We start from the raw sequence: 23,035 nt of genomic DNA on the forward strand, positions 1-23,035 counted from the left end.
AGCCAGTTAGTGCCTTACTGATTTAAGGCATCTGCAGGTCTTTTTCCTGCAACAGTATCTGGCTCAGAGAGGCCCATTGAGCAGGCCAGTGCTCTGTTGGACGAACCGAGAACTCTGTACGCACATACTGACGTATACGGCCTTCAATTACAGCCGTCAGAAGATTCGCCAATGCTGTCGGCGACTGCTGCGGTACCAGACCTTCCCTCACTTCTGCTTCCCGCAGGATCTGCTTGAACTGAAGTTCGAAGCGGTCAAAGACCTGATCAATCCGCTGACGCAGACGTTCAGTTTCACCCGCAAGCGCATCCCCTGAGAGCAGACGGCACATGCCAGGATTCTTTTCGGCGAATGTCAGCAGCAGGCCTAATGTTTTTTCACAACGTTGTTGTGCACCATCGATGTCCTTGAGGATCATATTGATGCGCGAAAACAGCGTATCCTCGATGAAGGTGATCAGGCCTTCAAACATTTTCGCCTTCGACGGAAAGTGGCGATAGAGCGCCGCTTCCGAGACGCCAACTTCTTTCGCAAGGCTTGCGGTTGTGATCCGCCCGCCAGGATTGGACTCCAGCATGTGCGCCAGAGCCTGAAGAATCTGGTCGCGGCGAGACATCTTTTCCGTTGCGTCTGTCATCCGTATTCCTTAGCGGCGTCGGTTGGTGATCAGAGTACCTACACCTTCATCGGTGAAGAGCTCAAGCAGCGTCGAGTGAGCAACACGACCGTCGATGATGTGAGCGCTGTTCACGCCGCCATGTACGGCATCCAGTGCACACTGAATCTTCGGCAGCATGCCACCGTAAATCGTGCCATCTTCAATCAGAGAGTCGACCTGCTGCGTGGTCAGACCCGTCAGGATCTTACCTTCTTTATCCATCAGACCGGCGATATTGGTCAGCAGGATCAGTTTTTCGGCCTGCAGTACCTCTGCCACTTTGCCAGCCACCAGGTCGGCATTGATGTTGTATGAGTGACCTTCTTCATCAACACCGATAGGCGCGATCACAGGAATAAAATCACTGTTGGTCAGCATATTCAGCAGCGAGGTATTGATGTGCGAAACCTCACCAACATGACCGATGTCGATAATTTCTGGCTTCTCCAGCTCTGGCGATTTGTGCGTAACGTGGAGTTTACGGGCATGCAACAGCTGGCCGTCTTTACCGGTCAGGCCGATGGCATTTCCGCCGTTCTGGTTAATCAGATTAACAATATCTTTATTCACCAGGCCGCCAAGAACCATCTCTACCACGTCCATGGTTTCGCTGGTGGTCACACGCATGCCATTAACGAAGCGGCTTTCAATGTTGAGCTTTTCGAGCAGGTCGCCAATCTGAGGGCCGCCACCGTGCACAACAATCGGGTTAATACCGACCAGCTTCAGCATCACCATGTCGCGGGCGAAGCTGTTCTTCAGCTCTTCGTCGATCATGGCGTTACCGCCGTATTTAACGACAATAGTTTTGCCAACAAAGCGCTGCAGATACGGCAGAGCTTCGCTCAGAACGTTGGCGGTATTCATGGCGCTGTCTCGCGTCAGAGGCATTGGCTGGCTCCTGTTAATCGGCAAACCGGGTTATTTTCGAGGCGCGATTATACCTCTATTCACTTCCCGGTTGCTATGATTGTTCAGAACGGGGTCTGTATTTCCGGGGCGTGACGGGTAAGTGCCTGCTTCAGAAGTGCCTGAATACGAGCCACGGTTTCTTCAGACTCACCGGCAAAACGGAGCGTCAGTCGTGGTGTTGTATTCGACGCACGCACCAACCCCCAGCCGTCACTGAATTCGATACGTAAGCCGTCCACCGTAAAGACCCGCCCTTCGGCGGTCAGTTCGGCATCGGAGCTCAGTGCTTCGATGATTGAGAATTTATCCGCTTCTGTCGTCGTGATGGTCAGCTCTGGAGTGCTGACATCTTCAGGGAGTGCGTTGCAGACATTGGCGACAGAGTCATTGCGGGTGGACAGAATCTCCAGCATACGGGCGCCGGTGTAGAGCCCATCATCGAATCCGTACCAGCGCTCGGCGATATAAAAGTGACCGCTGAATTCACCACCGATGACCGCATTCACTTCTTTGAGCTTACGCTTCATCAAGGAGTGGCCGGTTTTCCACATGGTCGGGCGGCCACCGAGGCGATTGATTAATGGTGCGAGGTGGCGGGAAGACTTCACATCAAAGAGAACATCCGCACCCGGGCGACGGGGCAGAATATCTTCGAGTAGTAACATCATCATGCGATCTGGCCAGATGATATTACCTTCGTTATCAATCATCAGGACCCGGTCACCGTCGCCATCGAAGGCAAAACCAAGGTCGGCGCCATGAATCAGCACGGCATTTTTAAGATCTTCGAGGTTTTCTGGCTCGCCCGGATCAGGGTGATGGTTCGGGAAATGCCCATCAACGTCACAGTAAAGCTCGGTGACGTCTGCGCCCAGCTCCCGGAAGAGTTCAGCCGCCAGTGGGCCGCTGACACCGTTGCCGGCATCAATAACAATCTTAATTTCGCGAGCGACCTGAACGTCGTCGGTAATGCGTTCAATGTACTTATCTTTTATTGCGTCTTCCCGAGCACCCGCGTAGCCCTGACTGTAGTCCTCGTCGCGAATCCGTTGGGCCAGTTTCTGTATTTCCTGCTCTGACAGCGGTTGTTGATCAATTACCGCCTTAAAGCCGTTGTACTCGGCTGGATTATGGCTGCCGGTGACCATGACACCGCAAGGTGTGTCAGATTCAAAGCATGCGAAATAGAGCGCGCCGGTAGGCAACATGCCGAGGCGGTTTACGCTGCAACCGGCACTTAACAGGCCGTCCTGAAGGACTTTAGCCAGATGCTTGCTGGAGAGGCGGCCATCCCAGGCAAGATTTATACGCTCGAAACCACGCTGGCGGACTTCACTACCGAGTGCTTTACCAATGTTGCGCACGATGTCGTCATCGAGCTCTTTTTCGACAATGCCGCGAATATCGTAAGCGCGGAAAATGTGATCGGGGAAGCTGTTTTCCTGCGACGGAAAATCAAGGGGTTTACCGTCATAGGTCGCGGGTGGTTCGCGAACTTCGGGGCGCTCCGGCTCTTCATCAATTTCGGGCAGATCGTCACGGGTACGGGCTTTCGGTGTGGCTTTGACGCTGGCGGTTTTCAGGCTGGTTTCAGCACTGCTAAGACGATCAAATACCTGTTCACTGGCAAGGCGGACATCATCGGCAAGATCGTTAAATAATTGCAGGCTGAAGCCTGGATTTTCTCGAATTTCTTCTTTGAAAAAACGCTCAAGGAACTGCTGAAAATGACGATGGTTTTTCTGCAGAATACGTTTCTGGATAAACAGCAGAATAAATAACGCGCTCAGTGTCGCCACCAGTGAAAGAATCCACGGGAAGGATAAATCAAGGAGTGACACGACCGGGCGGTGATCAGAAGGTGTATAAGTCAGAAACCAGTAGTCATTGATCGGACGGGTGACTGGCCTCGCACTTTTGACGGGCGTGGCCCCGGCGCTGAACACTTCAATGCCCGAGTTTTCTTGTGGGGTCAGTTTCTGCATTACCTGAATCTGGCCAAGGTCGCCGGATACCGACGAGCGGAATGCGTTCAGCCAGTCGCGCCCGTAACGTACAAGCAGAACACCCTGCGGTGTACCGGTAGCGGGTACCGGGCTGGCCCAGAAAAAGCTTTGCTCCCCATTGATGTTAACCGCTTCCAGTTTCATATCGTCGCCACGCAGCGTGCGGTTCACCAGATCCTGTACGGCGAAGCTGAATTCGGTCTGCAGGTTCTGCGACTGGGAAGGAGTTAACAGGCGGATGTCTTCAGTACCGGGCAGTAGGCTTTTCAGGTCGCTCAGCCATGTGCGGTTACCTGTCTGCAATGAATCGAGTGTCGCCTCGTGACTGCTTGCAGCAAGCTGCAGCCGCTTGGTGTCGGTCAGGCGTGTTTTCAACGCAAGCGCTGCCTGAGAGGCAACGGCTTCAGAAAAAGCGGAGTCGACATCGGACTGTGTCAGCAGGTTTATCTGTACGCTCTGCAACGCATAGCCGCTGGCGATAAACAGCAGTGCCAGCCAGATAGCAATCCGGCTGTACGTCACGATGGTAAGAGCCTTCTTGCGAGGCGCTGGCATATTGCTCTCCCTGAGCCACTCAGGCTGCGTGGTAATTTATTATTCTTCCCCCTGCTTTATAGCAGGTTTAACCGCGTCCGGAGTGTCCGAAGCCGCCGCTGCCGCGCTCTGTTTCCTGAAACTCTTCCACGACTTCGAAGGCCGCCTGTACCACAGGAACGAGAACGAACTGGGCAATGCGCTCCCCGACTTCGACAGTGAAGGGCTCTTTACCGCGGTTCCAGCAACTGACCATCAGCTCACCCTGGTAGTCAGAATCAATCAGACCAACGAGGTTACCCAGAACAATCCCGTGTTTATGCCCGAGCCCCGAGCGCGGTAGAATGATGCCCGCCAGTGCGGGGTCTTCGATGTAGACCGACAGTCCGGTTTTAATCAGAACGGTATCACCCGGATTGAGGGTGATCGCTTCGTCCATGCAGGCGCGCAGGTCGAGACCAGCAGAGCCACCCGTGGCGTACTCTGGCAGTGGAATATCGTTACCAATTCGTGGGTCGAGAATTTTTACCTGCAGCTTTTGCATTATGTTTCCTTCGGCAGTTATTTGTTCAGCAGTCAGTTTTTACATTCGTTATTGCGATGAATCCGGTCGGAAGTGATTGGCGACGAGTCCTATCAATTCGCGGGCGAGGATCTGTTTGTTCATGACATCGAACTGGCATTGCCCCTCCGACCAATAGACGTTTACCGCATTGTTATCGCTATTAAAACCAATGTCGCTTCGTGACACATCATTGGCAACAATCATATCGAGGTTTTTACGTGCCAGCTTACCCCGTGCGTAGTGCTCGACGTCCTGCGTTTCAGCAGCAAAACCCACGGTATAAGGGTGTGGCGTATGCGCTGCAACTGTGGCGACGATATCCGGGTTCTTAACCAGCTGAATCGACATTTCGTCAGCGGACTTTTTGACTTTCTGGTCGGCAACCTCGGCGGGGCGGTAATCTGCCACGGCCGCAGAAGCGATGAAAATCTCGCAGTGCTCAAGTTCAGATTCAGCAGCCTGCAGCATATCCAGAGCGCTGTTTACCCGCACGACCTTGATTCTGTCAGGCGCATCCAATGTCACAGGTCCACTGATCAGAGTGACCCGGGCACCGGCATCACGCGCGGCTTCTGCGAGGGCATATCCCATTTTGCCTGAGCTGTGATTCGTGATGTACCGGACCGGGTCGATCACTTCCCGGGTAGGACCGGCGGTGATTACCACGCTGACACCGGCCAGCGCACCCGATTCGAATTTATTGGCAACAGCTTCTGCGATCAGCGCCGGCTCCATCATGCGGCCGGGGCCAACGTCGCCACAGGCCTGTTCGCCCGCGTCGGGGCCGATCACGGTCAGGTTATGTTTGTGGGCATCCTGCAGGCGCTTCATATTGGCTTGAGTCACCGGGTCGCGCCACATCGCCTGGTTCATCGCCGGAGCAATGCAGAGCGGTGCGTCTGTCGCAAGGCACACGGTCGTCAGAAGATCATTGCCCATACCTTGTGCCAGCCGCGCAATCAGGTTGGCACTGGCCGGAGCAATCAACAGCAGGTCAGCCCACTTGGCCAGTTCGATGTGACCCATGCCGGCCTCTGCTTCAGGGTCCAGCAGAGCATAATGAACCGGATTACCTGACAACGCCTGCATGGTGAGCGGCGTGATAAATTCGCGCGCGCCGTCGGTCATGATGACCCGGACATCGGCTCCGGCTTTTTTCAGTTCCCTTACCAGTTCTGCACTTTTGTAGGCGGCGATGCCACCACTGATACCCAGCAGGATTCGACGATTGCAGAGTTGTTGCATTTGCATGGTAGAAATAGCCTGACCTGAAAAAAAATTCAGTATATCGTACAGCCATACTCCAATCACACCTACAAGGAGGTAGGGATGGCGATTACGGACTGGCCGGCGAGCGAGCGTCCACGCGAAAAATTACTTGAGTGCGGCCCTGCTGCATTGTCAGATGCCGAGCTGCTGGCGATCTTCCTGCGCACGGGCGTTAAGGGGAAGAGTGCGGTGGATCTTGCGCGCGACCTGTTGAGCGACTTTGGTGGTCTGCGACCCTTACTAACGGCCAGTCAGACAGACTTCTGTCAGCCGTTGGGGCTGGGATCGGCGAAGTTTGCCCAGTTGCAGGCGGTGCTGGAAATGGCGCGTCGGCACCTGGCGCAGGGGATGCAGCGCGGTGACGCTCTGAGCAGCCCCCAGGACACCGAACGTTATCTGCAGGCGCAGCTCAGGGATCGTGACTACGAAGTCTTCGCCTGTCTCTTTCTGGATAATCAGAACCGCGTCATTCGCTACCGTGAGTTATTCCGCGGAACGATTGATGCGGCAGCAGTCTATCCAAGAGAAGTTGTGAAGCAGGCACTGGCAGAAGGTGCGGCGGCGGTGATACTGGCGCACAACCATCCATCCGGCGTGGCTGAGCCGAGCGGGGCAGACCGGTCAATCACAGAGCGACTACAGCAAGCTCTCGGCCTTATGGATATCCGGGTTCTGGATCATCTGGTGGTTGGTGATGGTCATACGGTCTCTTTCGCCCAGCGCGGCTGGCTCTAGCGGGGGTTGAGGCTCGATTATGTGTCTTGACCTGTTGTGTAAAAAATACACTTTTGCTTGCGGGGGTGTCTGCGTTTTGGTATAAAGCGCAACTCTTTTCAGCCAGGGCCGTCTACGGTCATCATAAAGTGATGAGCTAACGCCCACGGTTGGTAACGAATTCAAATTGTTCGATACACACAAAATCGGGGCGAGGAACCATGTCTAAGGTTTGCCAAGTTACAGGAAAAGGTCCTGTTTCCGGGAACAACGTTTCCCACTCACAGATCAAAACCAAGCGTCGTTTTCTGCCGAATCTGCAGAGCCACCGCTTCTGGGTTGAAAGCGAAAACCGTTTCGTACGTCTGCGTATCTCTACTAAAGGTATGCGTATCATCGATAAGAAAGGTATCGATGTAGTACTGGCAGAGCTGCGTGCACGCGGCGAAAAAGTCTAAGGAGACCTGTTATGCCACGCGATAAGATCCGTCTTGTATCAAGTGCCGGTACCGGTCACTTCTATACTACTGACAAAAACAAGCGCACCATGCCTGAGAAATTCGAGATCAAGAAATTTGATCCTGTAGTTCGTAAGCACGTTGCGTACAAAGAAGCTAAGATCAAGTAATTGATCTGAGTTCTGAAAGAACCCGGCTCCGGCCGGGTTTTTTTGTGCCTGCTATTTATTCGCCGGTATGCGGTAGACTAGGCATTCATCTACGTAATCCACTCATGTCATTGTTGTTGTTGTATGCCAGAACTACCCGAAGTTGAAACTACCCTGCGCGGCATCAGTCCGTACCTGAAGGGGCAGACCATTACCCGCATTGATGTGCGCCAGCCCAGGTTGCGTTGGCCCGTTGAGGATGAGGTACAGCAGCTGGTCGGACAGACGGTGGACAGCCTGACCCGTCGGTCGAAGTATATTCTGGTGAAAACTGCCGTGGGCACGGCTATCTGGCATCTTGGCATGTCCGGCTCTCTGCGCTTAGTTGATCCTTCGGCGCCGGCTATGAAGCACGATCACATCGACTGGCATCTGAGCAATGGCCGCGTACTGCGCTATCACGACCCGAGGCGCTTCGGCGCGTTGCTCTGGGTTGCACCGGGAGAGACCTCTGAGCATCTGAGTCATCTCGGCCCTGAGCCTCTGTCAGATGACTTTGATGATTCTCACCTGTTTCAGAAGAGCCGTGGTAAGTCGCAGGCTGTAAAAACGTTCATTATGGATGGGCGCGTTGTCGTTGGTGTCGGCAATATTTACGCGAACGAGAGCTTGTTTCTGGCAGGTATTCGCCCGCAGACCCCGGCAGGGAAGATCAGTAAGGCCCGTTACCAGAGGCTGACGCAGACAATACGTCAGGTATTAGGGGCTGCAATTGAGCAGGGTGGGACGACTCTTCGGGACTTCGTTGGCGGGGATGGCAAGCCCGGCTACTTCGCCCAGCAGCTCTATGTTTACGGGAGAGGTGGAGAAGAGTGTAAAAACTGCGCCACCACACTGAAAGAGATCCGCCAGGGGCAGCGGGCAACCGTCTACTGCCCAAAATGTCAGCGTTAATCCAAAAAAGCGCGCGATACGTATCTGCTTGTACTACTTTTTACTGTACTGGTTATTACTGTACTAGTTACTAAGCTACGTTTTGAGTCAGTGCAGATAACAGGCGACATCGCCATTACAAAAACAACAAGCATGCTGCGGGAGGCAACGAATGCCAAGGATCTCGACCCCATTCATCATGGATATTGAAGCGTCTGGCTTTGGCCCGGACAGTTACCCCATTGAAGTTGGCCTGGCGCTGGGCGATGGCTCCCGCTTCTGCTCCCTGATCGTTCCGGCGGAACACTGGACGCACTGGGATACATCTGCTCAGGGGGTTCACAATATCTCCCGTGAGATGCTGGCACGCCATGGCAGCCATGTTCATCAGGTTGCGACTGAGCTCAATGAGATGCTGAGCGATAAGACAGTGTACAGCGATGGCTGGGTGGTGGATAAGCCCTGGTTGATACGTTTGTTTGAAGCAGCCGGTATCGATATGCAGTTTCAGCTCAGCCCGATCGAAGTCATCATGACCGAACCTCAGATTCTACTGTGGGATGAGACAAAGGCCAGGTTAACGCGGGAGGCCAACATTCCGCGCCACCGTGCCAGTAACGACGCCTGGTTGATTCAGGAGACTTACCGCCACACTCTGGCAGAGCTGACTGCAAAAGCGGCAGGGTAAGAGGACCTGCCGCTATCTCACTGACACCTGAATTATTGATTCAGGGTGTATTCGAGTGTGATTTCGGTGTCCAGTAATTTAGAAATCGGACAGTTCGCTTTCGCTGTCTGGGCGATACGCTCGAACTCGTCACTGTCAATGTCATCCACCTGTGCTGCCAGACTCAGGGCGGACTTCGTCACGGTGAAACCGTCGCCGTCTTTATCGAGTGAAACATCGGCCTCGGTTTTCAGCTGGCCGCTGGAATAACCTTCAGCCTCAAGAGCAAACGACAGCGCCATAGTGAAGCAACTGGCGTGAGCCGCGGCAATTAATTCTTCCGGGTTGGTGCCGGGCTTATCTTCGAATCGGGTATTAAAACCGTAAGGCTGATCTTTCAGTGCACCGGACTCGGTCGACACGCTGGCTTTCGCTTTTTTACCGAGTGAATGATAAATCGCTGAACCTTTTTTGATGATGTTCATACTGACTCCCAATAAATAGTGACACATATTGGGAGAGGGGGCGGGCGTTAAAGTTCCTGCTTTCTTTCTGGTGAGGCCAAACACTTCTTAGTATGGGAGTTAAAGAAAAGACTTTAACCACTGCCACGCCCTGCCCATCGTTTCGTAAAAAGCCCGTTCAGTCTTATAGAGGCCTGATGAATCCAGTCTCCAGTCGCTGTGGTGGGCGCCGACGAACATGGCGGGTGCCGGCAATGGGTTCAGGCCTTCCCGCTCAAAAAATACGGTTGCACGTTTAAGGTGTGCTGCTTCGGTCACCAGGGCGAAGCGCTTATCTCTCAATAATGGCTCGGTCAGCGAAGCTTCATTTTCAGTGTCACGTGCGGTCGGGAAAGCAAAAATACGTAACGGGTCTACCCCGCGATCAATGGCGGCCTGTTGCAGAATTTCTGCATGAGGTTGGGCTGCGCTGAAGCCAGCGTAGCCGGTAACGATAAGAATTGCGTCAGGGTTAGCGCGGAGAATCCGTAAGCCTTCCGATAAGCGGTACATGGCTGAGCTACCGAGACTCATAAAAGCCGGGCTGTCTGGTGGGGCACTCTGACTGGCACTCCCGAGAACCACCACAGCATCAACAGGCTGCTCGATATCAAACACCGGATAATAACTTTCATGGGGTGCAATTAGCCGGTCAGCTACCGGATTAAATGCACTGACTGCGAGTAGTAGAAATGCGCTGAAAAATACCAGCCGGGATTTAACCGGTGCACGCGAAAACCACCAAAGCCCCAGTAAAATAAGCAGCAGACTTAGAGGCACTGGCATCAGTGTCATACCGACCAGTTTTTTGAGAATAAACGTAATGCTCTGAGATTCCATTGACGGCTCTTATCGGGGCTGGCTATTGGGCTTCATGTTACTGACATCTTCGTACTTCAGTATACCGGGCTGATTTTCGAGGAGTAGTCATTATGTCCGTCACGCGTCGTTCATTTCTGCGTACAGGTACCGCGAGTCTTGCTGGAGTCAGTGTGGCACCGGGGGCGCTGGCAATGAGTCAGATACCTGCCGAGCCGGAGCTTCCGGCTGCGGGTTACTTTAACTATGGCGTTGCCAGTGGTGATCCTACGACTGACTCTGTACTGCTCTGGTCCCACTTTTCTCCTGTCAGCCCGATGGATGTTGATGTGATCTGGCAGTTGGCCACCGATGATGGCTTTTCTGACATTGTTGCCAGTGGTGTGGTGCGCACGGGGGCATATCGTGACTATACCGTGAAAGTGGACGTGACCGGGTTAAGTTCAGGTACCTCCTATTTTTACCGCTTTCTGGCCATGGGGGAGACATCTCCGGTTGGTCGTACACGGACTGCTGATGCCGGAAGCCCGGATTCTGCGCGCTTTGCGGTGGTTTCCTGCTCAAGTTACCCACACGGCTATTTTAATGTTTATCGGGTGTTGGCTGAGCGCAGCGATCTGAATGCAGTCATTCATCTCGGAGACTATATGTATGAGTATGGTCAGGACGAATACGGCGAAGACAGTCTGCGGAGTGAGCGTGCACTGGCGCCTGCTCACGAGACCGTTTCATTGTCTGATTATCGTCGTCGCCATGCGCTCTATAAACTGGACCCGGATCTTGCTGCAGTTCACCAGCAACACCCCTTTATCTGCGTCTGGGATGATCACGAGTTTACCGATAACGCCTGGCGTGATGGCGCTTCCAATCACGATGACACAGAGGGCGATTGGTCTGCTCGTAAAGCGGCCGCAAAACAGGCGTATTTTGAATGGATGCCGGTCAGAGAAAATCGCTCGGGCAGTATTTATCGTCGGATTCAGTACGGTGACCTGCTTGATCTGTTGATGCTGGATACCCGCGTCGAAGGGCGTGATGAGCAGCCTTCTGGTTCAGGTAAGCAGCAGGTGGCAATGGATGAAAATCGCTCGCTGCTCGGCTTTGAGCAGGAAGCCTGGCTGAACGATCAACTGGTCAGCAGTTCAGCACAATGGAAGATACTCGGGCAGCAGGTCATGATGGCTCAACGATATTATCTGAATCTGGAAAATCTTCTTGGTAGCGGTGCGGCGGCGTCATTCTGGCTCGATAGCTGGGACGGCTACGCAGCAACGCGAAACCGCCTGCTTGAGGTTGTGCGCAGCCAGAATGTAAAAAATATGGTGGTGCTGACAGGCGACCTGCATGCCTCCTTTGCGGCAGACATTTCTGATGACCCCTACAGCTGGAGCAACTATAACCGCTATACCGGAGAGGGATCTCTGGCCGTCGAATTTGTCACGCCCTCGGTGACCTCTCCGGGGTTTCCGAAGGTGATTGCCAACAGCGCAGAGAACACCATCATGGCCGGTAGCCCGCATATTAAATACGCGGAAGTGCAGACCCACGGTTTTATTCTGCTAACTGTGGATCGCACTAAAGTTCAGTCAGACTGGTATTACGTGCCCACAGTGACTGAACGCAGCAAGGTCGTTGAATGCGGCATCAGTTACGCCTGTGAAGACGGTCAGGGCCGGTTGAAACGTGTTTATCAACCAGCCTGACTATCAGCCTGACAGCATAGCAACTTACTGAGTGATGACTCTCGCGCTGCCAATGCCGCGTGGGTCTGAAGCGGCGGTGACTTCGCCACTTTCCTTATCGATCAGGATGGCCTGCATATTGCCGTATTCACGGCCGACATCCCGGAAAGAATGACCGCGCTTCTGCAACTCGGTCATGGCTTCTTCAGAGATCACGCCTGGTTCGTGCTGAATAACATCGGGCAGGTACTGGTGATGAATGCGCGGACGTGCGACCCAGTCTTCGACGGGTTTCCCTTGCAGATATTCCAGCGCACCGAGGAAGACCATACTGATAATACGGCTGCCACCCGGTGTTCCCAATACGGCAATGCTGTCTTCAGATTCCAGCATCGAAGGCGACATGGATGACAGTGGGCGCTTACCCGGAGCAATCGCATTGGCTTCATTGCCAACCAGACCATAGGCGTTTGGTTCGCCCGGCTTGGCAGAAAAATCATCCATCTCGTTATTAAGTAGTACGCCGGTACCCGGAATCGTGTAGGCAGAACCAAACGGCAGGTTAATACTCAGGGTGGCTGATACACGGTTTCCTTCTGAATCAACGACAGATAAATGCGTTGTGTGGAAACCTTCCTGAATATTTTTAGGGCCATTTAATTCGGTGCTCGGCGTCGCCTGATTCATATCGATGCCGGCTGTCCATTCTTTATTACGCTCATCACTGATGAGTTTTGTCATTGGGACATCAACAAAGTCCGGGTCACCGAGAAATTCAGCACGATCACGATACGCGCGGCGCATGACTTCGGTGAGCAGGTGCACCTGATCGGCTTCATTCATGCTTTGCCAGTCAAACGGCTCAAGCATTTTCAGCATCTGGGCAATCGCGATACCGCCAGAAGAGGGCGGTGGCGCACTGATTAACTGAGTGCCGCCCAGCGTCACTTTGACTGGCTCTCGTTCTTTCACCTCGTAAGCAGCGAGGTCGTTCAGAGTCCAGTCGCCGCCCGCCTTGTTGACCTCGTCGACCATGGTCACTGCCAGTGGGCCGCGATAGAAGCCATCAAAACCCAGGTTGGCGATGCTACTGAGGGTGTTAGCAAGATCAGGCTGCTTCAGTGTGAAACCGACCTCTGGAATACGGCCGTCATCCAGAAAAACAGAGGCACTAGATGGGTAGCGTTGAACCGCGTCGAGTCGGTAGCTCATCAACTTCTGATAATGCGGATCGACAGGAAAACCTTCGCTTGCCTGAGTGATGGCGTCGGCGAGAGAGCGTGTGAGTGGTAACTTACCGTAGTGCTCGGCGATATAAGCGAATGCTGCTGGCTGCCCGGGGATACCGCCCGCGGTCGCGCCATTTACGGCCTTGTCTCTGTCGACGTCTCCGTTTTCATCCAGGTAGTAATCCCGGTGAAAAGACTGTGGTGCTGTCTCGCGTGCATCGATAAAGCGATATTGCTTCTGATCTGCATCGTACAGCAGCCAGAAGCCCCCACCGCCTATACCTGCGCTATAGGGTTCGACAACGCCCAGACTGGCCGCAACGGCGATGGCAGCATCAAAGGCATTGCCTCCTTCAGCCAGAACCTCAAGGCCTGCCTCTGTGGCCAAAGGATGAGCACTTGCTACGGCCACTGTGCCTGAGAATGAATCAGGCTGAGTATCTTTCTGAGCACAGCCAGTGACAGCAGTAGTAACAGTGAAAATGAGAGCGCTGGTGGCGAAAACTCCAGCAAGCCAGGTGCGGCGCATAAAAAAGCCTCCGGTGACAGGAGGCTCTAGTGTCTTACTCGCAAGCGCCGGGCGCAACCGGCGCGGGCGGAATCAGGCGATTTTCTTGCCCGTCAGGCGCTCGTACTTGGCTTCGAGCTCTTCCTGAGTTTCCATGTTGTCGTCATCCTGTGGGATGCAGTCGACCGGGCATACAAGCTGGCACTGAGGCTCATCGTAGTGACCTACACACTCGGTGCATTTTGCCGGATCGATTTCGTAAATTTCTTCTCCCGGAGTGATCGCTTCATTCGGACACTCTGGCTCACATACATCACAGTTGATGCACTCATCAGTAATTATCAAGGCCATGACTAACCTCCATCAGGGAATACGGCTCAGGAAATACGGTTACTGAGGCGTATTATGCCTCAGTCTGGTATTTTTTCAGAGTGTTAGCGACGGTTGGATGAACCAGCGTACTGATATCACCTCCCAGAGCTGACACCTCGCGCACGATCGTCGACGACACATAGGAATATTGCTCTGCAGGTGTCAGAAACAGGCTTTCGACGTTCGGTGCCAGTACGCGATTCATGTTGGCGAGCTGGAATTCGTATTCGAAGTCCGAAACTGCACGCAAGCCGCGCAGAATGATGTTGCCGCGCTTTTCCTTGACGAAGTCTGCAAGCAGGTTGCTGAACCCGACAACTTCAACGTTATGCAGGTGGCCCAGTACGCTCTGAGCCAGGTCTACGCGCGTTTCGAGATCCAGCAGCGGGCGCTTCTTTGGGCTTGCTGCAACGGCGACGATAATGTGATCAAACATGCGCGCTGCACGTTCAATCAGATCGGTGTGGCCGTTGGTGATAGGATCAAAGGTGCCCGGGTATACAACTGTATTCATAAAATCAGCCTTATGGGTGATATCTGCGCGAATAGTAATAGATGGGTGGGGTCTGGGCAAATGGCAGGAGACGTCACACTTTACATAGAGATATGCGGCAGGGTACTGACGACCTCTCCGTGTTTGTCGATGATCAGCACCTCAGCCTCAGGCATATTCTCTATCAGCGTAACGCCCTTTTTGGGGCCCAGCACAAACACGGCAGTCGCCAATGCATCAGCGAGGTAGGCTCGCGAGGTCAGCACGGTGACGCTACGACTCAGATTGGCAGGATAGCCAGTATCCGGGTCGATAATGTGATGGTAGCGAGTGCCGTTTTTCTCAAAGTAGCGCTCGTAGTCCCCGGAGGTTGCGACGGCACCGTTGGCGACCGGCAGCACGGCGATCAGACTTTCTGGGTTGTCTGGATGTTGTATGCCGACTTTCCAGCGCTTGGCACTGTTCTTGGCATTGTCTTTAATAGAGGCTCCCGAGCTGGCGTACAGATCACCGCCCGCATTGATATAGAACACCTCGAAACCGGCGTTACGGATAACCTGCACCGCGCGATCAATCGCATAGCCTTTAGCAATGCCTCCGAGGCCAATCTGGGTTCCTGCCTTCGTCAGAAAAACAGTCTGTTTTTCTTCATCTAAGGCGACGTGTTGATAATTAATGGAAGCGGCCGCGCGCTTTAATTCGGCCGCTTCAGGGATCGTTTTTTTTCGAAAGTCCCAGAGCTTGCCCGCGCTTTTAAAGGTGATATCAAACTTTCCGCTACTAAGCTCTGATATGCGCAGAGCTTCGCTGATTAAACGAAATACTTCAGGTGACACCGGAACGGCTTTCTCGCCCGCTGCCTGATTTACCGAACTGATTTCGCTGTTGGGTTCCCATTCAGAGAATACCTGCGTGACGCGTTTGATTTCATCGATGGCGCTGTCTATTGCCGTATTGGCTGCCTTCGCGGAGTGGCTATCGCTGGTAAGAAGAATCTGAAAATCGACCGTGGTGGTCATCAGGCTGGTGGACCTGTTGACCGCAGGCGTAGCCTGACTCTCTGCAGTACCACTGATGCGCTCAGCGGCATGTAACGGGTTAACAAAGAGGCTCAGGCCAGCCAGTAAAATGCATTTGGCCCAGAGCAGTCTGAGTATAGAGGTCACAGGGCTATTGCTCTGTCGACAGAGTATCGAGAGCGGCTTTAAAGTCGTCGTCAGTCCGTCGACCGCGATACACCGCATCTCCTTTGCTGTTGAGCACAATCAGAGTCGGCGTGCCCCGCACTTTGAACTGATCTCCGATGATCAGGTCCGGGTCACTCAGGGATGGCCAAGGGAGTGCGCGCTCTACTTCTACCTGGCGACCATCTTCTGGATTTTTATTCACGTTAAGGCCGAGCCAGATAAACTCCGGGTGGTCTTTTAACTCCTTTTTTAAGTGTGGAATTTCTTCCATGCAGTAGCCGCACCAGGACGCCCAAACAATTAACACAACTGGTTTTTCGGGCTGATTAAAATCTATAGAGTAGTTGTCGTTATTCAGCGTTGTGTAGTTTTCAGCGAACGATGCGATTGAAAATAATAGCGCTGAAAAAGCGAATAAGAATAAAGAAATTAATTTCATAATGCGGTGTACCAACCTAGTGTCAGCCAGTAAAAATTCAGGTCATCTGAACGGCGATACATATTAAAGCCGATATCGTAATCTGATGGTGCTTTGGTGAACCAGCCTGCTTTCCGGTAGGACAGAACCAGTCCCGCGCTGTGGCCATCAAAATGTCCAAGATCAGAGTCACTGGTCTGGTAAGTCTGAGGTGCACGGAATTGTTCGGAAAAATATTCTGTGGCCGTTTGCGTGTAAAACCGATAGCTCGGTTCCAGTGTTAGTTGCCCGTCATTCAATCGATAGAAATAGCGAGCTTCGAATGCCTGAGCATCCAGCTCCCAGCTGTCCTGATAATGACTGAGGCCCAGTTGTACGGAGTCGTCACCGATGGCGTGCTTATAACGAACGGACACTGTATTGCGTACGCGTTCGTCAGGAAGGACTTCAAAGCCACGCTCTCCGTTATCGAAGAGTACGGAATTAAATGATGTGGCTAACATGCCGCGCTGGCGGCTGTAGACCCAGGACAGGTTCATCAGCGATACCGGTGACAGCGTCTGAGTCAGGCTGAAGGCCCCGGTGGCGGTATCGCGCGGCTCGTCGGTTTCTTTGCTGCCGTCGTAGCGGATCATGCGAACCGTATCATCATAAAACTGAAAGTCTGCACTCAGCTGGGTCGACTCTTCGTTTAATGATTGAGAAATACCAAATCCATAACCGGTGCTGCGGTAAGCGTATTCCTGACCGTAACTGGTATGGAGAGTGAAACCTGTGCGGCTGTTGCTGCGATACTTCCAACGCCCTTCAAGATTGAAGCGCCCGGGGTTATAGCCGGTGGCGCCTGAGACGGTTTCTGCTTTATCGCGGGCGTCATCGTAAGAGGCTGCGGTGACCAGATCGCCCACGGCTTTAAAGCTTGCTGCGTTATTTTCATTCAGTCGTTGCTGAAACAGCAGTATGCCTTCGTAGATGGTCGCATCTTCTTCGATGGTCGGGTTACCCCCTGAACCACCATCATCTTCCTGCTGGTAAACAATCCCACGGGCGGCAAAGATGCTGTCGAGTTCATCTGTCGTAGGGGCAGCCGCCTGAACAGCTGTCGTTACAGTAATGGCATAAGCGATAGTCAGTATTCGCAGGAGATAAGCAGGGCGAACTGCTGTGATCAGACGTGTCAGTAACACCCGCAACCTCCACCACCACCGCCGGTAAATACACCGGATGCGCCTTCGCGGGCACTGTATACATCGGCTTCGATTTCGCTCTTCAGGGGCGTGCTGTCGAACGCCATATCCGGCTGAGACAGGCGCTCTCGCTCGTTAAAGCGTACTGGGGTACAGGCCGAAGCGGATACAACTAGTAAAGTCAGAATGCCGCAGCCCAGATATTTAGTATTCATGCTGTGCGTACCAGATCTGCAATGCAGGTATAGTAACAGCTATTGCAGGACGCTTTATGACAGTCTCGTCATACCAGCATGAAATACTCAGCTGGACACCTCATTTCCGACATTACTGATTACTCAGCGTTCTCAGAGCCGCCCTCAGAGTCGCTGATTTTTTTCATGCTTGCTTCGGTGTCTTCCGGGGCGGGCGCTGTTTCCGGGTCGTCGGGGTACGACTGAACCGAACCTGATTTCTGACTTTCTTCTTTAAGTTCTTCCTGCGCTTCTTCTTTAGCCTCTTCCGGAGTCTTGGCTTCGCCGATGTGATAGGCAGCAAAACCCGTCTGTACGACCTGATTGAAGGCCATGCCGATAATTTTTCCAGACAGAGGAGAAACGATATCGCTGCCAGTATTGGATACCGGATCAACAACACGACCCAGCATATCGCCCTCGCGAACCGTGTCACCCAGTTCAACATCAGACATGAGTATCCCGCCCTGATCGGATCTTACCCACTCAGAGTGATAGAAAACTGGCTGAGGCGTTCCCCAGAAGCGCACCGTAGGCTGGATGTCGAGATTCTGCAGTAATGTTTCAAGCGCTTTGACACCGCCGTCGACAGAGCTTTCATCCAGACTGTTTGGCCCACCGGATTCCAGCGTGATCGCAGGAATGCCGAGATCGGTCGCGGCACGTCGCAGAGTCCCTTCACTGCCACGACCATGCAGCACAGTAATGCCGCCCAGATGGCGGCTGAATTCGAAGACGGTTTCATTGCTGAGGTCGGCACGGATCTGCGGAAGGTTGGTGCGCTTCAGAGAGCCTGTATGAAGATCGACGAGAAAGTCGCAATTACCGCGGATGATCTTATTGAAGAATGAATAGGCAATACGCGAGGCTGCGCTACCGCTTTCGCTGCCCGGAAAGTAACGGTTCAGGTCGCGACGGTCAGACAGGTAGCGGCTGGCGCGTCGGAAACCATCGAGATTAACAATCGGAACGCCAATGACAGTGCCGTTCATTTTTACCGGTTCGAGCTGGTACATCAGACGCCGCACCATTTCGATGCCATTCAGTTCATCGCCATGTATCGCGGCGGTCAGGCATACCCTGGGCCCAGGATTTTTACCGTGTGCAACCAGCACCGGCACCGGGGTGTCGATACTGGCAAACGACTGTCCGGGGCTCCAGTACAGTGTCTGAAACTGTCCGGGGGGAATGCTGGCGTTGAGAAGGCTCAGGTTCTCGACGACCGGGGCTATTTCGACGTCTTGTTGGCTTACTGGCGGCTTGGCTTCGGTGGTTTCAGGCTCTTTCGTATCACGTTCAGTCGATACAGACCCTGTCACTTGAGGAGCAGGCGACGCTGTTTTTTCCGTGTCTGTTGTTTCGAGGTCCGTTCTTTCCTGATCGGCGCTTTGCGGAGCTGGTTGGGTACTGGAAGGTTGCTCCTTTGAAGCAACCGCAACTGCACAGGGAGCAGCAAGCAGGAACGCTGTGAATAAAGCAAAGTACTTCAATCGAGAGCGCCTGAATGAAAAGCATGTGAATGAAAAGCACGGAGCGATTGAGAAATACGATTTCTCAGGAGAAAACATAACTACAACTCAGTTTGTTGAATGTTCTGAGTCTAGACCATGGTGTCCGTATAAGGTTCGTTCAGAGCGTGTATTTGTGAATTGCTCAGAAAGGAAGGTATTTAAAGAAAGAAAAAGAGCGGCTGAGCCGCTCTTTTCAGTATCAGAAACCAGCACGATTGCTTTATGCGCTGGCTTTGATTTTCTCAACCAATTGGTTAGCAAACTTACAGGCGAAGCCGTAAACCGACAGCTGTGGGTTTGCACCGATACTGGTCGGGAATACTGAACCATCAATCACGTAGAGGTTGTCGAGGTAATGGTATTTACCGTTACTGTCGACGACGCACTTATCCAGGTCTTCACCCATGGTCATACCACCCATAACGTGCGCACTCCCTACGGTGAATGCGTTTGAGCGATTGTCCAGGTTGTTGATGCCTTCGCGTGCTTCTTCAACGGTTTCGTACCAGGGGGCGTCCAGATGCGAAGGTCGAACGCGTTTCGCACCCGCAGCAAACTGAATTTCAGCCATTGAGATCATGGCACGCTGGAATGCATCCCAGATGTAATCGTTAACCGGGTAATCCACAATCGGCGAACCATCGCTGGCCAGTTCGATACTTGCGCCGGGGCTCTCTTCATCGAAGCCGTCACGGATCAGTGCCAGCAGCAGGTTGGTGTTGGGCAGATTGCCCATGTCTTCATAATGACGACCGCCGTGCCCCAGGAAGAGTACCGCTGCCAGACCGGGATGCAGAGGCGTTGCCTCAAGCTTGTAGCCTGCAGGACCTGTGACATTCAGCCATTGGTAATGGTCACTGTAAATAGACTGTGGTGCGCCGTAATACGGGTCGATCAGCTCATCGAACTGAGCGAAGTTAAAGGCCACCGGGTGGAAGAAGGTACGCTTACCAACGCGCTTCTTCGGGTCCGGAGCATCTGAACGCAACAGCAGTGCAGGGCCGTTGATACCACCACAGGACATCACGACGTGAGGTGCTTTCACCGAAAACGTATTGCCGTTCGGTTTGTAGTCGCTGTTCAGGGCCGTCACTTCAACGCCCAGAACTTTTTTGCCTTCAATGATCAGGCGCTCTGCACGAGCGTTATAAATAAGGCCAGATTGTTTATTCAGTGCCCCCGGAATGGTGGTAACCAGCATGGACTGTTTTGCATTCGTCGGGCAACCAGTACCGCAGTAACCCAGGTTCCAACACCCGGAAACGTTACGCGGAATAACGTGCCATTCGAGATTCAGGGCTTCGGCACCACGGCTCAGAACGGCGTTGTTCGGGTTAGGGGGTACTGGCCAAGGCGCAATCTGCAGACGTTCTTCCATGCGTTCAAACCATGGCGTCATCTCTTCTTTGCTGGCGCCTTCGAGTTTGAATTCATTTGCCCAGTGTTCGAGTGTCTGTTCTGGCGTATGAAAGCTTGAAGTCCAGTTGATGACTGTTGTGCCACCGACGCATCGACCTTGAAGGATCGACATTGAGCCGTCCTTGCTCATACGGCCGGCGCTTTCTTGATAGAGATCGTGGTAGGCCTCACGCTCATCCATCTTAAAGTCATTGGTGCTTTTCAGCGGGCCTTCTTCCAGCATCAGTACATTGAGGCCAGCTTCGGCAAGAATTTCTGCGGTAGTGCCACCGCCTGCACCTGTGCCAATAATGACAACATCTGCATTGATGACGCCGCCATCGGTAACGTCGGCTGCATCCTGAACCTTCCAGCCGCCTGCGATACCCTCCAGAATCGGATCAGGGATACCCGCAACCATTGGAATGTGTGGTGTACGTTTCATCGTGTTCTCTCTATCGGATTCTGTCGTGTTATTCGCCAGTGGCGGGGTATGGATATGGCACTTTCACCGGTGGCCCCGGATAGCCGCTGATTTCATAGTTCTCTGGCTGCGAATACCAGCAGATCGTGATTAGCTTACACAGACCCTGATACCCCATGCGTTTGATCGGCAGCCAGGAGTCACGCCAGCTTTCAAGGAATGCCTCGGCTTCTTCAACGGTGGCTTCCTGCCATGGATGCAGCGGTGCACCAACGGCAACACGGGTGACCGGTGAACCCATGAGATCAAATGCCATCTGTAACTGACTCAGAGCGTGCCCCTGAAGGGTCGTCATCAGGGTATCCAGTGACTCCAGCAGGCGCTGACGTGCGTCTTTGCCGAGAGCACCGGGGTAGCCTTTGGTGGTCAGTACCGCGGGTGCAAGAGCACCAAGAAAATAGACATCCACTTCACGCAGTGTCTTAAACCCCTCTGCCGGAGTCTGCTGTGACGAGCAGCCAGTCAACATGGCTGCTCCTGAACCGACTGTCAGTGCAGCGGTGCCCATGGCACCTAGCTGCAGAAATCCACGGCGGGATGTTTTCATTCTTTTCCCCTTACCGGATGAAGAGTTTATAAACCAGATTGTGCAGACGTGTGCCATATGGCGGATAGATCACTTTACCGCTATTAATCCGCCCTTTGCGGTGTACAGCTTTCGCTTTGGATAACGTCACAAAGCCTTCCTTCCCATGGTAATGGCCCATACCTGAGGGGCCAATACCTCCAAAAGGCATGTCATCCTGCGCGATATGCATCAGGGTGTCATTGACTGCAACGCCACCGGCGTGGGTCTGCTCAAGCACTTTCTTTTCAGTATCGCGATTATAACTGAACAGATACAGCGCGAGAGGTCTGTCCCGGTCAGTGATGTAGGCCAGAGCGTCATCAAAACTGCGGTATGTGACGATCGGCAGGATGGGGCCGAACAGTTCTTCCTGCATGACGGTCATGTCATCGGTACCGTTTTCGATGAGGTGTGGTGGCATTTTCCGACAGTCAGAAAAGTTCTCATCGCGCGGGTTTATCTGGGTGATTTTGGCGCCTTTTTCGTCGGCATCTTTCAACCAGGAGAACAGACGCTGGTACTGACGGTCGTTAATGATGGCTGTGTAGTCATCATTATCTTTCATGGTCGGATACATTTTGGTGAATGCCTGGTGATAGCGACCAATGAACTCCTTTTCCTTCCCTTCAGGCACCAGGACATAATCCGGTGCGATACAGGTCTGACCAGCGTTCAGTGACTTACCGAAGCAGATGCGCTCAGCAGCGTGCTCAAGGTTGGCATCCGGGGCAATCAGAGCCGGTGATTTTCCGCCCAGTTCAAGCGTCACTGGGGTCAGGTTTTTAGCGGCGGCGGCCATGACGTGTTTGCCGACAGCGGTGGAGCCAGTGAAGATCAGGTGGTTCCAGGGTACCTCTGAAAAAGCGCTGGAAACATCAACTTCACCCTCGATGATAGCCACTTCATCTTCGTCGAATACCGAAGCCAGCATGTCTTTTAGCGCGCGGTTGGTTGCGGGCGTAAATTCGGACATTTTGACCATGGCACGATTGCCGGCAGCGAGTGCCGTTGCAATCGGTACCAGTGCCAGCTGAATCGGATAGTTCCAGGGCACTATGATGCCAATGACACCGAGAGGCTGATAAACAACTTCATTCGATGCCGGAGCGAACAGCATATTGACGTGACGACCTGATGGGCGCATCCACTTGCGGACGTTCTTAACCATGTAGTTGAGTGCCTGCACGGTCGTCATGATTTCTGCAATCAGGGTGTCTCCCTCGGCGCGGCAGCTGAAGTCTTCGTTTACTGCTTTGACGAGAGAGTCCTGCTGTTGCACCAGGGCTGTTTTCAGTTTCCGTAACTTTTCGATTCGCGCAGCGGCGTCCGGCATAGGGTCTGCGCGAAATGCCTCCAGTTGCTGGTGGTGCAGGGCATGAAGGCGCTCAATTTCCTGAGCGGGCGAATGCAGGGTAGAAACTGTGGCAACCATGGGTGCCTCCGGGTGGTTAACAAATAAACAGATTCTATTATTAGAGTTATTACTCTAATTCGTCAAGAGGTGTCGTGCGTAGACAAGAAGATTGTCCGTATATACCTTTACTCAGGTTAAAGTAGAGACATGATTATTCTGGAGCG

General features: G+C 53.2%; 24 protein-coding genes. 6 read left to right on the top strand and 18 right to left on the bottom strand.

What is annotated here, in order from left to right; genetic code table 11:
* Positions 1-22: 22 nt before the first annotated feature.
* The 5 genes from slmA to coaBC all read right to left on the bottom strand — a co-directional run bounded on the left by slmA (position 23) and on the right by coaBC (position 5,920).
* Positions 23-637 (bottom strand): nucleoid occlusion factor SlmA, encoded by a 615-nt coding sequence (slmA, locus tag AC5E51_RS08180; protein ID WP_068439735.1) that lies wholly within the window; start codon positions 635-637, stop codon positions 23-25.
* A gap of 9 nt (positions 638-646) precedes the next feature.
* On the bottom strand, positions 647-1,549 hold the full coding sequence (gene argB, locus AC5E51_RS08185) for an acetylglutamate kinase (RefSeq protein ID WP_068439733.1): 903 nt from the start codon (positions 1,547-1,549) through the stop codon (positions 647-649).
* Between the two features lie 83 nt (positions 1,550-1,632).
* Complete coding sequence (locus AC5E51_RS08190) at positions 1,633-4,131, bottom strand: phosphomannomutase/phosphoglucomutase (RefSeq protein ID WP_491778409.1); 2,499 nt, start codon at positions 4,129-4,131, stop codon at positions 1,633-1,635.
* A 67-nt stretch (positions 4,132-4,198) separates the two neighbouring features.
* Entirely contained in the window at positions 4,199-4,654 is a 456-nt protein-coding gene (gene dut / locus AC5E51_RS08195) for a dUTP diphosphatase (protein ID WP_348655057.1), read from the bottom strand.
* Positions 4,655-4,702: 48 nt separating this feature from the next.
* A complete protein-coding gene (coaBC, locus tag AC5E51_RS08200; protein WP_491778430.1) occupies positions 4,703-5,920 on the bottom strand; it encodes a bifunctional phosphopantothenoylcysteine decarboxylase/phosphopantothenate--cysteine ligase CoaBC in 1,218 nt (405 codons plus the stop codon).
* An 84-nt stretch (positions 5,921-6,004) separates the two neighbouring features.
* Between coaBC and radC the strand changes: the two genes are divergently transcribed.
* From radC to AC5E51_RS08225, 5 genes are all read left to right on the top strand, one after another.
* Entirely contained in the window at positions 6,005-6,679 is a 675-nt protein-coding gene (radC, locus tag AC5E51_RS08205) for a RadC family protein (protein WP_076516878.1), read from the top strand.
* Positions 6,680-6,879: 200 nt separating this feature from the next.
* Positions 6,880-7,116 carry a 50S ribosomal protein L28 gene (gene rpmB, locus AC5E51_RS08210; RefSeq protein ID WP_068438718.1) on the top strand — a complete coding sequence of 79 codons (237 nt, stop codon included), beginning with the start codon at positions 6,880-6,882 and terminating at the stop codon, positions 7,114-7,116.
* Between the two features lie 11 nt (positions 7,117-7,127).
* Positions 7,128-7,286, top strand: coding sequence for a 50S ribosomal protein L33 (gene rpmG / locus AC5E51_RS08215; protein ID WP_068438531.1), 159 nt, complete (start codon positions 7,128-7,130; stop codon positions 7,284-7,286).
* Between the two features lie 123 nt (positions 7,287-7,409).
* The gene (mutM, locus tag AC5E51_RS08220) at positions 7,410-8,219 is read left to right on the top strand and encodes a bifunctional DNA-formamidopyrimidine glycosylase/DNA-(apurinic or apyrimidinic site) lyase (protein WP_273091938.1); all 810 of its coding nucleotides are present in this window, start codon (positions 7,410-7,412) and stop codon (positions 8,217-8,219) included.
* Positions 8,220-8,370: 151 nt separating this feature from the next.
* A complete protein-coding gene (locus tag AC5E51_RS08225) occupies positions 8,371-8,886 on the top strand; it encodes a 3'-5' exonuclease (protein ID WP_491778410.1) in 516 nt (171 codons plus the stop codon).
* A gap of 32 nt (positions 8,887-8,918) precedes the next feature.
* Here the strand turns inward: AC5E51_RS08225 and AC5E51_RS08230 are convergent, their stop codons facing one another.
* Both AC5E51_RS08230 and AC5E51_RS08235 read right to left on the bottom strand, forming a co-directional pair.
* Positions 8,919-9,350: an OsmC family protein gene (locus AC5E51_RS08230; protein ID WP_491778411.1), complete on the bottom strand. Its 432-nt coding sequence runs from the start codon at positions 9,348-9,350 to the stop codon at positions 8,919-8,921.
* Positions 9,351-9,449: 99 nt separating this feature from the next.
* A complete protein-coding gene (locus AC5E51_RS08235; protein WP_297531675.1) occupies positions 9,450-10,208 on the bottom strand; it encodes an ElyC/SanA/YdcF family protein in 759 nt (252 codons plus the stop codon).
* Positions 10,209-10,300: 92 nt separating this feature from the next.
* Between AC5E51_RS08235 and AC5E51_RS08240 the strand changes: the two genes are divergently transcribed.
* Positions 10,301-11,890: an alkaline phosphatase D family protein gene (locus AC5E51_RS08240; protein WP_491778412.1), complete on the top strand. Its 1,590-nt coding sequence runs from the start codon at positions 10,301-10,303 to the stop codon at positions 11,888-11,890.
* 24 nt (positions 11,891-11,914) lie between these two features.
* Here AC5E51_RS08240 and ggt read toward each other — a convergent pair whose 3' ends face one another.
* From ggt to AC5E51_RS08295, 11 genes are all read right to left on the bottom strand, one after another.
* Positions 11,915-13,627, bottom strand: coding sequence for a gamma-glutamyltransferase (gene ggt / locus AC5E51_RS08245; protein ID WP_491778413.1), 1,713 nt, complete (start codon positions 13,625-13,627; stop codon positions 11,915-11,917).
* A gap of 72 nt (positions 13,628-13,699) precedes the next feature.
* Positions 13,700-13,957 (bottom strand): YfhL family 4Fe-4S dicluster ferredoxin, encoded by a 258-nt coding sequence (locus AC5E51_RS08250; RefSeq protein WP_068435219.1) that lies wholly within the window; start codon positions 13,955-13,957, stop codon positions 13,700-13,702.
* Positions 13,958-14,009: 52 nt separating this feature from the next.
* Positions 14,010-14,492 (bottom strand): pantetheine-phosphate adenylyltransferase, encoded by a 483-nt coding sequence (gene coaD, locus AC5E51_RS08255; RefSeq protein WP_068436960.1) that lies wholly within the window; start codon positions 14,490-14,492, stop codon positions 14,010-14,012.
* Between the two features lie 80 nt (positions 14,493-14,572).
* Entirely contained in the window at positions 14,573-15,637 is a 1,065-nt protein-coding gene (locus AC5E51_RS08260) for an FAD:protein FMN transferase (protein WP_297531684.1), read from the bottom strand.
* 4 nt (positions 15,638-15,641) lie between these two features.
* Positions 15,642-16,097 (bottom strand): TlpA family protein disulfide reductase, encoded by a 456-nt coding sequence (locus tag AC5E51_RS08265; RefSeq protein WP_491778414.1) that lies wholly within the window; start codon positions 16,095-16,097, stop codon positions 15,642-15,644.
* A complete protein-coding gene (locus tag AC5E51_RS08270; RefSeq protein WP_491778415.1) occupies positions 16,094-17,263 on the bottom strand; it encodes a DUF3570 domain-containing protein in 1,170 nt (389 codons plus the stop codon). Before AC5E51_RS08270 ends, AC5E51_RS08265 begins: the two co-directional genes overlap by 4 nt.
* Entirely contained in the window at positions 17,254-17,478 is a 225-nt protein-coding gene (locus AC5E51_RS08275) for a DUF4266 domain-containing protein (protein WP_068436954.1), read from the bottom strand. Before AC5E51_RS08275 ends, AC5E51_RS08270 begins: the two co-directional genes overlap by 10 nt.
* 119 nt (positions 17,479-17,597) lie before the next feature.
* On the bottom strand, positions 17,598-18,986 hold the full coding sequence (locus tag AC5E51_RS08280; protein WP_491778416.1) for a succinylglutamate desuccinylase/aspartoacylase family protein: 1,389 nt from the start codon (positions 18,984-18,986) through the stop codon (positions 17,598-17,600).
* 241 nt (positions 18,987-19,227) lie between these two features.
* Positions 19,228-20,850 (bottom strand): GMC family oxidoreductase, encoded by a 1,623-nt coding sequence (locus AC5E51_RS08285; RefSeq protein WP_297531693.1) that lies wholly within the window; start codon positions 20,848-20,850, stop codon positions 19,228-19,230.
* A gap of 28 nt (positions 20,851-20,878) precedes the next feature.
* A complete protein-coding gene (locus AC5E51_RS08290) occupies positions 20,879-21,436 on the bottom strand; it encodes a twin-arginine translocation signal domain-containing protein (protein ID WP_297531695.1) in 558 nt (185 codons plus the stop codon).
* 10 nt (positions 21,437-21,446) lie between these two features.
* Positions 21,447-22,889 (bottom strand): coniferyl aldehyde dehydrogenase, encoded by a 1,443-nt coding sequence (locus tag AC5E51_RS08295; protein ID WP_297531697.1) that lies wholly within the window; start codon positions 22,887-22,889, stop codon positions 21,447-21,449.
* Between the last annotated feature and the right edge of the window lie 146 nt (positions 22,890-23,035).

The organism is Thalassolituus sp. (genome assembly GCF_984348125.1).